Raw genomic sequence first — 11,274 nt, 5'->3', positions numbered from 1 at the left:
TAACCAACAACACAATCCCAACATAAACTTATACGTACAATCCAGCTCCCCTCTTTAGTTAAAGAGGGGAATGAATTCACCGTAGTGCAACGAAGGTGAAGAAAGGGGAGTTTGGTCTTTTCTTGCGCCATTGTTGGTGTTTTAAACCAACAATTTCACACTGTCTTGTCAATCAAAATATAGCTATTAGGATAGTGGCAGGATAGAGGCAGGATAAAGGCAGGATAAAGGCACGTAACAGCCTTGTGGTTTAACCCACCTCAACATTAACAAAACAACTAACCAACAACACAATCCCAACATAAACTTATACGTACAATCCAGCTCCCCTCTTTAGTTAAAGAGGGGAATGAATTCACCGTAGTGCAACGAAGGTGAAGAAAGGGGAGTTTGGACTTTCTTGCGCCATTGTTGGTGTTTTCCACCAACAATTTCACACTGTCTTGTCAATCAAAATATAGCTATTAGGATAGTGGCAGGATAAAGGCAGGATAAAGGCAGGATAAAGGCACGTAACAGCCTTGTGTTTTAACTATTAATTGATCACTTTTAAAAAAGGTCAATACATTAGCCTTAATTGGTCTTTTTTTCAACCAGTTGGTATCCATAGGGGCTTTCCTTGTAGTCAAGAGGGTTTTAACCAATATGTTTTAAAAAAATGTTCAATGGGTGTATGCTACATAAGCATTATTATGGCTGTTTATGACGCTGATTATATGAAAAGAGAGCCAATAATTCAATCGATATCAGCTTTGGAGGTCCTGGCTACCTTCGCCGAGACGATAGCAGTCAATTATAAATTCTAAACTGTTTTTTAAACACAAAAGCACTAAAGCTTCTGTAGAAATAAAATTCATGAACACCGTTAAAAAGGAAATATAAAATTGTGAATAATCGTCTTGATGCGAAAATAAGATCTTTTAGGGTGCAGTTAAGCGTAATCTTAAAATCCCACAAGTTTTTGACTTGATCCCTTTCAAGCCGAAAAGGCTTGGGTCGTTGCACTAAATAAAAAACCCACAACTTTCGTTGTGGGTTTCCTTTTGCGGAGAAAGAGGGATTAATTTCATTGATCCCAATAAGAAATCCAGTGCAAGCATAGATACCCACGCATCGCCAGAAAAAGGCGATGCTGAGTTTTTTATTTAGTTCCACTCCTTTCAAGCCGAAGAGGCTTGAGTCGTTGCACTAAATAAAAAACCCACGACTTTCGTCGTGGGTTTCCTTTTGCGGAGAAAGAGGAACTATTTTTAATTAATCAAAGCGTTGAAAGTCAGGTTTTTATATTTATTTGTTTTGTATGCACGCACCGAATTACGCACCTCTATTTAAGGCTGTGATAGTTGTGTGTAATGATTATTATGTTAAGATTTTGATGTTCGCTTCTATTAGAAAGACTTTAGATAAGATTTCTAAATATAGACGAAGAGAAGCTCAGTAATTTTTCTTTAGGTTATATAGGGGCTTCAGCTACCATCAAAATTTAGTGACACTTAATAATCTCGTTTTAAAAGCATTTGAAATGATTTTTCTGATTTAATAAATCTTGGTTTTTATCTAGTTAAAATTATAATTTAGCTTTTCTTGTCCTTGAAGTAATTTTTTAATAGAAGGTATATGTGGCAAGCGATTAAAATCATCATCAAAATCCCAGAGACCACAATTGGAATAAGAGGTCAGGTCATCCCAATCAGGACGGTCAATAACTGGATAAATGCACATACCTCTCAAATCGACGCCTAATTGAATGGCTTTGGAACATTCTAGTATGACTTCTTCCAGCCATTGTGCTCTCAAATCGCCAAAATGACCCGTTTCCGTAATCAAAATAGGGTAATCATTATAACGCACGCTCACTTTATATAATAACTCTGAGAGCGGCGTTAATCGGTTATCGACATCCGGCCATGGTAAAATTTCGTGCACATCCGTCCATTGGTTATTGTAATAATAATTAAAACCTAGAATATCAATCAAGGTAGGATCTCCCTGAAGTTCTGGACACGTTCGTCCTAACAGGATATCCATCGCCTGATATTGGTAATTATTCATTTTTTTTACTTCCGAAAGATCGATTGTTTTAGCGCTAGCATGTACCTTAACCAAAGGTTCTACGATAAGAATAACCGCATCGGTTATGATCGCCTTAATCGCTTTGATGCCCATGATCGCGGCTTTGCATAAATGGTATTTTATATCCCAGCCGGAATGTACCGCAAAGGGAACCGTACCGCGCATATCTCCCGAATGCCATGATAAAAAACTGATTTCATTAATGGGCACAATCCAAGGCGGTTGCCTCAAATGTTCAAAATGAAAAATTGTAAATTGCTCGCAATAGGCAACAAAACGTTTTGTAAATAGGGGATGGGTAGGACTCAAATCATCTGGATAACCAAAATGGCACAAATCCCAAATGATTTGCATGTCCAGCTCTTGCGCAGCCTTAAAAAAAATTTCTAATCTCGAAAAATCAAAAGTATAAGGTGCAATTTCTACTTCACTCCAACAAACTCCTTCGCGTACCACCTTAATACCAATGGATTTTAGATTTTTGTAATCCTCTAGAATCTTATCATGATGTAAAGTTTCCGTTTGGAGATTAATGCGTTCGCCGGATCTGTTGATGTGGTCGGCACATTCAAAACCGCCCATAAAAAAACTCTTAAGCGCCAATTTATTCTGCATACTTCAACGTCTTTTTCTTCTCTAATTCATGAAATAAATCCAATGCATTTTTAAATGCCTGATCCATATTGAAATATTTATAATTTGCTAATCTCCCTACAAAATGAATATTGGGATGTTTGGCAGCCTCTTCTTTATATTTATTATAGATCTCCTGATTTTTTTTATTGAGCACGGGGTAATAGGGCTCGCCTTTATCAGTAGTATATTCTCTTACGATCGTCGTCTTATCACTTTGTTGATTTCCAAAATGTTTATATTCTATAATCCGAGTGAATTCCACTTCCATTCCTGGATAGTTGACTACAGAATTCTCCTGAAAATAAGGTTTATCAACCGTTTCTGATACAAAATTTATAGAGCGGTATTCCAATTGATCGTTTAGACTGTGCTTAAATTCGAAAAAGCGATCGATCGGTCCTGTGTAAAATATTTTTTCAAATGTGGAAAATTCATCTTTCACATCAAAATAGTCCGTATTGAGTTTTACCGTAATATTGGGATGACTTAATAGATTCTCAAATATTCTGGTGTAACCATGTTTAGGGAGCGCTTGGTATTTGTCCGAAAAATAACGGTCGTCCGTATTGGTTCTCACAGGAATTCTGTTCAAAACTGACGCATCCAATTCCTCAGGCCATTTATCCCATTGTTTCTTAGTATAATGTCTAAACATTTTCTCGTACAATACTGGACCGACCTTATTTAAAACCGCCTCTTTACCGTTCTCTGGATCTTCAATGTCTATGCGATTAGCTTCGAGCCACTCCGCCATTTCAGTTTCATTCTTCAAGTTTAAATTGAACAGAGTATTTACGGTAGTCATATTGACAGGAATTGGTACCGTGTGCTCATCCACTCGCGCAATGACTTTATGTTCCCATGGATACCATTCTGAGAATTTATTGACATAATTCCAAACTTCGTCATAATTGGTATGAAATAAATGTGCGCCGTATTTTGAAACTAAAATCCCGTTCTCATCAATATAGTCGTAGCAATTGCCAGCTATATGATCTCTTTTTTCTAAAACCAAGACGGTTTTTCCTTTTTTGGCGTAGCGTTCAGCTAATACTGAACCGGATATGCCCGCTCCAATGATAAGTATATCGTGCTTCATATGGATTTTACATTTATTAATTGTTTCATCTTTCTAACGGTGGTATCCCAGGAAGTTTTATTTAAAATGCTTTGATACCTTTCCGAATCATGAGTGCTCTCCGCCTGTAAAAGCCGGGAAATGGCGGCAGAAAATTCTTCCGCATTACTGATGACATCTAGGGCTTCAGAATAATCTCGAACCACATCTTTAATTGCCGTGGATATAATTGGTTTGTCAGCTGCCATATATTCCAGAGTTTTGGTAGGGCTAATAAATTCAGTAGATTCATTTAAGGCGAAGGGCATCATCGCAATATCAAAAGCCTTTAGATATCCTGGAAGTTCTTTATACTGTTTCATTCCCAGATAATAAATGTTCGAGGCTCTTGGAAGATCTTCATCACGAATTTTTGCCAATGGTCCAATCATCACAAAGGAAACCTGAGGCATAAGTTCAGCAGTTTTTTCAACTAATGGCAAATTAATCCGCTCATCAATAACGCCGATGTAACCAACAATAGGATTGCTAATATTTTTGATGTCCTCCGGAATCGTAATTAGACCGTTGGCCTTTTTAAAATGTGGGACATCTACAGAACTGGGAAAACAATGGGCATCTGCAGATAATTTGGCCTTTGCCTCATATAATGATTTACCGCCGGTAAACACAAGGTCGGCTTCTTGAATTAAGAGTTTTTCCTGAGCTCGAAGTTCCATGGAAGCGCCTTTAAATTGCGACAATTCGTCCATGCAATCGTAAATTATTGTATTCGTTTTCAAATAGGGTAGTAAATCCACAAATGCGGGTGAGTAAAACCATGCGATGTCAATATGATGAATATTGAGTAAGTCGAGCACATTTTTAATGTCCACAATTGACTTGACCTTCGGTTTCAAGATGCTGAGATTTGGATTAATTTCATGAAGATCATATGCAGAGTTGCCGTCGTTATGAATCGGTTCTTCAACTACTAATATTTTGTAATCTTCAGACATTCTACTGATAATATGTTGTGGGCGTTGGTATACGAAGTCCCATCTTAAATGACAGAATATAATCATGTCATAGTTTAATTTGGAGTTGAAACTCTCCTTGACTGTTGCGTTATCTTTTACTTTTATTTTCTTATCCATGATCAAAGATTTATTAATTCAAAATTAAGGAGGCAATCCAAAGCATATTAACCTAAAAACAAAATAATTGGATCTTAATGCATTGAACTTGATTAATTTAAAATTCTTTAAATTTTGTATTTCTATTTAATCATGGAAATATCTAGGTTAGACTATAGAAAAATAATTTCACGAGGTTTAAGTTCGATTATACAGTTTATCAAACGCATGGTTTTTTTAGTCTCAAATTATTTTTACAGAATTAATAATCTTTAAAATTGATATTATTGAAACAAGTAGCCATAAATAAGAAAAGTTGCCAAACCAATCGAAAAAGAAACCTTAAAGATACCTTCAGATCTTTTTCTTTGGGCAGCCGTTAGCGCCATGGGTGTCTCCAACCTTAAAGCTTTTAGCTAAAAAAAATACTGCATTATTTTTTGGTCAATGGGCATCGCCCATTTTATTGTAAGGGATATGACTTTAAAAAAATATTAGTCACAAATATTTATGATTTGCTCAGCGAGCCACTCCGGATCTTCCATCGGAATAAGATGTCCCAATTTATGATGCGAAATCACGTTAGCTGAAGGCAGAATATTTAAAAACCGCTCTTTAATGATTTTTGGAGTCATTACGGGATCATTTTTCGAATTGATAATGGTAATTGGTACTTTAATCTGCTTTACTGATGCGATTATGGATTCGTTCATCCCTGATTCAAGCCACCACTCCCAGGTTTTATTTTCAACCATTATATTGTTGTCCACGGCCAGATCATATTGAACATCGCTTAACGGTATTTTTGTAATATTATCCACCGTCTTTTTAGCTTCTGTAAGATCGGGATGAATAAGCATGCGTCGCTTTTCTTCTTCTGAAATCGGTTCAATTCCCGGAGGGGATGGGGCAATTAAAATTAGTCGCTCGATGTTTCCTTTTATATCATTGGCAGTCATTTGCAAGGCAATCTTAGCGCCCATAGAATGTCCTATGAGAATATAATTCGAAATTTCTGAATTCTTTAATTCCTGCTGAACGAATTCGGCAAAATTTACAATGGACGGTTCTTCTAAGGGAATGGTGTTTCCGAAACCCGGCAAATTAATCGCGATGCAATGATATTTTTTATCCAGTCGATTAATCACCCACTCCCAACTTTTTGCAGAGCCACCAAAATAGTGTATGAATACTAATACTTTATGATTGCTTTCAATTGCCATCTCTAATTTTTTAAATTGAAAATAGTAATCAGATCTAACGCTTTCAATGCCGTTCTCAATTTAAAGAAAACCAGCAATATCATCTGAATTGGAATATCTTGCTACCCATCTAATTATTTAAACCTCTACTTTCAAACTTGCGGGTCTGTCTGTAATTTCTAGCATTTCGCCGTACGGCACAATTGTAATTTGTCCAAATTCCTCGAGCAACATTTTGTAAGCACCAGCAACCGGATTTGGTTTTCTATTCATATTAAATAACCCACATTCATTGATCGTGCCCACTTTTTTAGAGAGGCCGATATCCCAATCGACCTGGTCAATCAAACTATACCAGGTGAAACCTAAAACAGGAGTGCCATCTTCTCTCATTCTTAAAATATTGAGCCATTGCTTCCATAGCCAAGAAGGCGCTTCTTCTTTATTAAATACATTGGTTTCCGTGTGCATGACCGGTTTTTTATATCGGTTATAATATTCTTTGGTAATTAAATACCATCCCCAAACATCGGGTGCGATCATAGTTTCGCCATTTTTTAAACGTATTTTTTCATTTCTTCCGTAATAGTCATTACCAGTAACTTGGTATCCTGGTGGCTCGCCCGCCATGAACCACTCATACTCTTTTCGGGTCATTCCATTGTCCATGAGGTACATATATATGTCAGCATCCGGATGATTGGCATATAAAAGATCTAAAGCAAGAAAACGTATTTTATTGGCAATCACAATTTCTGGAGATTTTTGCAAGTAAGCTTCGTGGATATATTCGGCCGATTCACTTTGCACAATCACACAATCTGGTCGATGCGCTGCAATTTGATGCGTGGCTAAGATACTTGCCGCCGTAACATTTTTTAGAGCGGTTACAAAAGCACGATCACTCTTGAGTTGTTCATTCCAAACGCCTTCTTTGGCGCTCATTTTAGCCGTGACGTAAATTTCATTGACCGGTGTGTAGTATTTTACCCATGGATATCGTTTCGCAACGGCAGCGGCGTAATTTGCAAAATGAATGGGTAATTCAGCATTTTGAAAATTGCCAATCCAATCGGGCACACCAAAATGCATCAAATCCAGAATCGGCGTAATCTCCAATCGCTTCATCTCATTCATGACTTTATCCGCAAAAGTCCAATCAAATTTGTTTTCAGCAATGTGTATGGCATAGTAAGGCAAGCCGTAGCGTAATACTTTTAAACCCATTTCCTTAACGAGTCCTAAATCTTCTTCCCAACGGTCGTAGTGATGACATTCTTTCAATAAATCACGTCTCGTTTTCCCTTTGTCAATAGTAGGGTAGGAACATTCAATACCTGTGGCAAACATGAAATTACCTGGATTATTTTGTGGCAGGCCACTACCATCTTTTCCACCAGCACCTCCATATTGATCGCCATCATAGGCCTCATGTCCATATTTCTTATCCACGTATTTTAAAAAGCTTTCGGCTGCCATGATGATTTAATTTTTTGAGGTTGAATATTCTTGTAAAAATTTATCGGCAATGCGCAGGGCAACCGCCATAATTGTAAGGGTGGGGTTTACGGTTAGGGAACTCGGAAATAGGGAATTGTCCGAAATATATAAATTAGGAATATCAAAAGATTTTCCCTGGGCATTTACCACAGCCTCAGTAGCATCATCTCCCATTCGGCAGGTGCCTATGATATGCGCATTGCGCGAAACCTTGAAAGTGTTTTTAGCTCCGGCAATGTCCCAGATTTTTTCCATAATTTTTTCGCCGTGAGCAGCCAAACGCTTTTCATTGGTGCCATTCGAAAAGAAAATACGAGGTTTAGGTAATCCCAATTCATCATTTTCATCAGAAAGTTCCACATAATTGTGTTCATATGGCAAACATTCGCCATGGATATTGATTCCTGCCACATGGTTATAAGCTGCCATCTTCTCTCGAAGTTCCTTTCCCCACATGCCAGTAGCTCTGCATAATTGCGAGGCATAAGTGATGGGCATGACGCCAATGGATTGTAACAAGTAACCACTAGCGAAATCGGCATCTTTTGGTCGATGTAAATCCTCAGAAATCAAACTCGCCGGAATACCTTTATAAGGATGCACTAATTCTTCAAATTCTCCCCAGATTTGTGTGCTAACGTTTGCCATAAAGTTTTTACCAACTTGGCCACTGCTGTTTGCCAATTGATTCATCAAAAGCAAACGCGGTGTTTCTATGGCACCGGCACAGATAAAAACAGTCTTACAAAACTGCGTTTCTTCCTGTCCGTTTTTGAGATAAGTAACTGAACTAATTTGGCCACTCTCATTTGTGTTTAGTCTGGTAACAAAACATTCTGTTCTTATTTCGGCTCCAAAATGGATGGCTTGCGGAATAAAAGTGACATCGGTGCTCGCTTTAGCACCAGTACTGCAACCCGCTTGGCAAAAACCTCTATTGATGCAAGCCTCTCTTTCGCCCACATGTTCTTGATGGTAGGGCGCCGATAAAATGGCATTTGCAGCTGGTACGGTTTTAATATTTAAAGGTTCGCAACCGATCTCCATCAATTGAGCTGCCCCATTGATTGGGTTTGGTGGAAGCGGATATCCCACATTTCTGTCTGGACCCCACGGATAGGGTGTTGGTCCAGATACTCCTAAAAAACTTTCCAATTCGTCAAAGTAGGGTTCCAAATCTTCATAGCTGATTGGCCAGTCTTTTCCTACTCCAAAATCGGTGTTAATAGTAAAATCGTCGGGATGGGGGCGGGGCGTATAGGCGGTATATGCAAGGGTGGAACCTCCTACGCCGAATCCAGAATTATTTTTGCCAAAAGGTATGGGATCATCGCCGGCAGATAAGCGCTCGTAATTCCAGATAATTTTATTTTGTTCACGTTCATCAGTGGCGAAATCTTTTTTCGGATTCCAGAATTTTCCGGCTTCCAAGGCGACCACTTTTAAACCTGCTTCTGCCAATCGGGCAATGATGGGTGCGCCGCCGGCTCCTGTACCTATAATGACCGCATCTACACTGTCTTTATTTGAATATTCTTGCATTAATTTTCCAAATTTTCTGATTGATTAAGTTTCAGTTTTGTCCAGCCTTTTGCATCAGCCATGCCGACATAGTTAATGCTGACTTGGACTGTGGGATGACTGAAAAAAATTTCAGCAGTTTCTGCTAATAATTCTTCAAAAAAGATTTTAGAATCCAGATTTTTCCAGATTCCATCTTTGACTTTACCACTTTGAACCGCGTTTAAAATTTCGATTTGCTGCTCCTTATGAAGATCTATGAATTTTTTATCAAAAAGTTGTGAAGCTGTTTCTTTGATTCCATTTAAACCTAATTGATACATTACAGGATCGGGAGGCATGCTATCATAACGCCAGCCATCACTTTTATCATGTAAAAGCCGTTCATCGATGGCGTAAGCGCTATTGACCATTCGATTTTCTGAATCCTGATCCATTAAAAGATCACAGACCACAGATAATAAACTAAAAGAGGCATCGTCAAAAAAACGATTGGTTCCAACCTTCTCAAATCTTTCCTGCAAAACTTTTCGGGTAGGCTCGGTCAGAAATTCGCTGTTTAACAGTGCATTGACTTCAGGCTGATTTTGGTGTGTTTTATTGTCCATTGAAAAAGATTTACTACAAGCGTCCACCTGTAACTTGAACTAAACTGCCCGTCATAAAACTACCGTCATCCGAGGCAAGAAGGATATAGGCCGGAGCTAATTCTTCGGGCTGACCTGGTCGTTCCAAGGCGACTTCATGACCAAAATTTGCGACTTCATCCATTGGCATGGTGCCTGGAATGTTCGGTGTCCAAACAGGACCAGGAATTACACAGTTAACACGAATGTTTCTTTTTCCCAACTGTAGGGCTAATGATTTCGTAAAGGAATGTATCGCGCCTTTGCTGGCTGTATAATCCAGGAGAATCGGAAGTCCGCTAATTCCAACGATACTACCGGTATTGATAATGGCATCGCCATCCTTTAAATGTGGGAGTGCTCCTTGAGCCATAAAGAAATAAGCTATAATGTTGGTGTCAAAGGTTCGTCTTAAATTCTCCTCCGTAATATCTTCTAAATTTTCTTCGACATGTTGGTAGGCTGCATTATTTACTAAAATATTGAGTTTTCCATAGGTGTCAACCGTTTGTTTTATAGCATCAAAACACGCGGCTTTTTGTCTGACATCTGCTTTAATGACTAAGCATTTTCGCCCTGTTTCCTCAACCATCTTTTTAGTGGTTTCGGCATCCGAATCGTTGACATTGTAAACAATGGCGACATCAGCGCCTTCTTTTGCAAAGCCGATGGCAACTGCTCTTCCTATTCCCGAATCCGCACCAGTAATAATAGCGACTCTATCCGTTAATTTTCCTGCCGCTTTATATTGCGATAGGTCAGTTTGAGGTTGAAGATCCATATCAGACTGTTTGGCCGGATAAGGTAATTTCTGACCTTTTATTTCGCTGGATTTTACTCTGTATTTTTTATTTGCCATTATATATAGGTGTTTAAATAATTAATTGTTGGAATTAATATTCCTTATTTTTCATTTCTAAAATCCGTTCATCCATTTTTCATCTGATAGAAATTCAGGATGAAACTTGAAGATTTCTGACCAAATTCAGATTTTGATATTGTGAAGTTAAAAATTATTTTTTGAAAAAATGACAATTATTAATGAAACAAAAGCTTTTCGTAAAACTTTTTAATGGTCTGAATATTAGTGTCTCAATCAATAAAAATAGGTGCTTAATAAATTTATGTATTAAAAATATATCATGAGAATTGTGGAAATAATTTAAAGAAAATTGTTTTTTGTTTATTTGATTTTCGAAACGAACCCAGATTTTTATATAGTCATGGGAAATAAATAAAGTCTTAAATGAACTTTTATCTAATGCAATAATTAATCTTCTAAAATATGTCTTCTGTATTTATAAACGTTAGAGGTTCTAACAAAGTGAAAACGAAAAATTTTTTCAGACCTAAAAAATCGCTTCACACTTGTAATTCAAATGTTACCACGAGTAGAAAATTTTAAACTTTATTTATTAAGGTTAATATTATTAGCGTTTGTGATTATTACAATGCGTGTCCTTAAGTAGTTTAGAGCAAAATTAAAATCTTAGAATATCTTAAAAAAGAAATATGATTTTCAT

8 protein-coding genes are annotated in these 11,274 nt (G+C 37.5%); all 8 read right to left on the bottom strand.

All coding sequences use genetic code 11. The features are described from left to right. Positions 1–1,557 precede the first annotated feature (1,557 nt). The 8 genes from ESZ48_RS18415 to ESZ48_RS18380 all read right to left on the bottom strand — a co-directional run bounded on the left by ESZ48_RS18415 (position 1,558) and on the right by ESZ48_RS18380 (position 10,610). Entirely contained in the window at positions 1,558–2,688 is a 1,131-nt protein-coding gene (locus ESZ48_RS18415; RefSeq protein WP_129018974.1) for a glycoside hydrolase family protein, read from the bottom strand. Continuing rightward, positions 2,678–3,808: a UDP-galactopyranose mutase gene (gene glf / locus ESZ48_RS18410; protein WP_129018973.1), complete on the bottom strand. Its 1,131-nt coding sequence runs from the start codon at positions 3,806–3,808 to the stop codon at positions 2,678–2,680. Before glf ends, ESZ48_RS18415 begins: the two co-directional genes overlap by 11 nt. Next, complete coding sequence (locus ESZ48_RS18405; protein ID WP_129018972.1) at positions 3,805–4,923, bottom strand: glycosyltransferase; 1,119 nt, start codon at positions 4,921–4,923, stop codon at positions 3,805–3,807. The genes glf and ESZ48_RS18405 overlap by 4 nt, the downstream gene beginning before the upstream one ends. Before the next feature lie 473 nt (positions 4,924–5,396). Further along, a complete protein-coding gene (locus ESZ48_RS18400; protein WP_129018971.1) occupies positions 5,397–6,125 on the bottom strand; it encodes an alpha/beta fold hydrolase in 729 nt (242 codons plus the stop codon). Positions 6,126–6,242: 117 nt separating this feature from the next. Further along, positions 6,243–7,583 (bottom strand): family 1 glycosylhydrolase, encoded by a 1,341-nt coding sequence (locus ESZ48_RS18395; protein WP_129018970.1) that lies wholly within the window; start codon positions 7,581–7,583, stop codon positions 6,243–6,245. 6 nt (positions 7,584–7,589) lie between these two features. Then, positions 7,590–9,146, bottom strand: coding sequence for a GMC family oxidoreductase (locus ESZ48_RS18390; protein WP_129018969.1), 1,557 nt, complete (start codon positions 9,144–9,146; stop codon positions 7,590–7,592). Beyond that, positions 9,146–9,733: a gluconate 2-dehydrogenase subunit 3 family protein gene (locus ESZ48_RS18385; protein WP_129018968.1), complete on the bottom strand. Its 588-nt coding sequence runs from the start codon at positions 9,731–9,733 to the stop codon at positions 9,146–9,148. Before ESZ48_RS18385 ends, ESZ48_RS18390 begins: the two co-directional genes overlap by 1 nt. A 13-nt stretch (positions 9,734–9,746) precedes the next feature. Continuing rightward, positions 9,747–10,610, bottom strand: a complete 864-nt coding sequence (locus ESZ48_RS18380) for an SDR family oxidoreductase (protein ID WP_129018967.1) — start codon at positions 10,608–10,610, stop codon at positions 9,747–9,749. Positions 10,611–11,274: the final 664 nt, after the last annotated feature.

The sequence above is a fragment of the Gelidibacter gilvus genome (assembly GCF_004115975.1).
GTDB lineage: Bacteria > Bacteroidota > Bacteroidia > Flavobacteriales > Flavobacteriaceae > Gelidibacter > Gelidibacter gilvus.
Note: the sequence above shows the minus strand (reverse complement) of the source record. Positions and strands in the feature narration are given on the sequence as shown.

Excerpts from the sequence above, each read along its gene's own strand:
- ESZ48_RS18390 (WP_129018969.1), bottom strand. The coding sequence starts at position 9,146 with ATGCAAGAATATTCAAATAAAGACAGTGTAGATGCGGTCATTATAGGT.
- ESZ48_RS18385 (WP_129018968.1), bottom strand. The coding sequence starts at position 9,733 with ATGGACAATAAAACACACCAAAATCAGCCTGAAGTCAATGCACTGTTA.
- ESZ48_RS18400 (WP_129018971.1), bottom strand. The coding sequence starts at position 6,125 with ATGGCAATTGAAAGCAATCATAAAGTATTAGTATTCATACACTATTTT.
- ESZ48_RS18380 (WP_129018967.1), bottom strand. The coding sequence starts at position 10,610 with ATGGCAAATAAAAAATACAGAGTAAAATCCAGCGAAATAAAAGGTCAG.
- ESZ48_RS18395 (WP_129018970.1), bottom strand. The coding sequence starts at position 7,583 with ATGGCAGCCGAAAGCTTTTTAAAATACGTGGATAAGAAATATGGACAT.
- ESZ48_RS18415 (WP_129018974.1), bottom strand. The coding sequence starts at position 2,688 with ATGCAGAATAAATTGGCGCTTAAGAGTTTTTTTATGGGCGGTTTTGAA.
- ESZ48_RS18405 (WP_129018972.1), bottom strand. The coding sequence starts at position 4,923 with ATGGATAAGAAAATAAAAGTAAAAGATAACGCAACAGTCAAGGAGAGT.
- glf (WP_129018973.1), bottom strand. The coding sequence starts at position 3,808 with ATGAAGCACGATATACTTATCATTGGAGCGGGCATATCCGGTTCAGTA.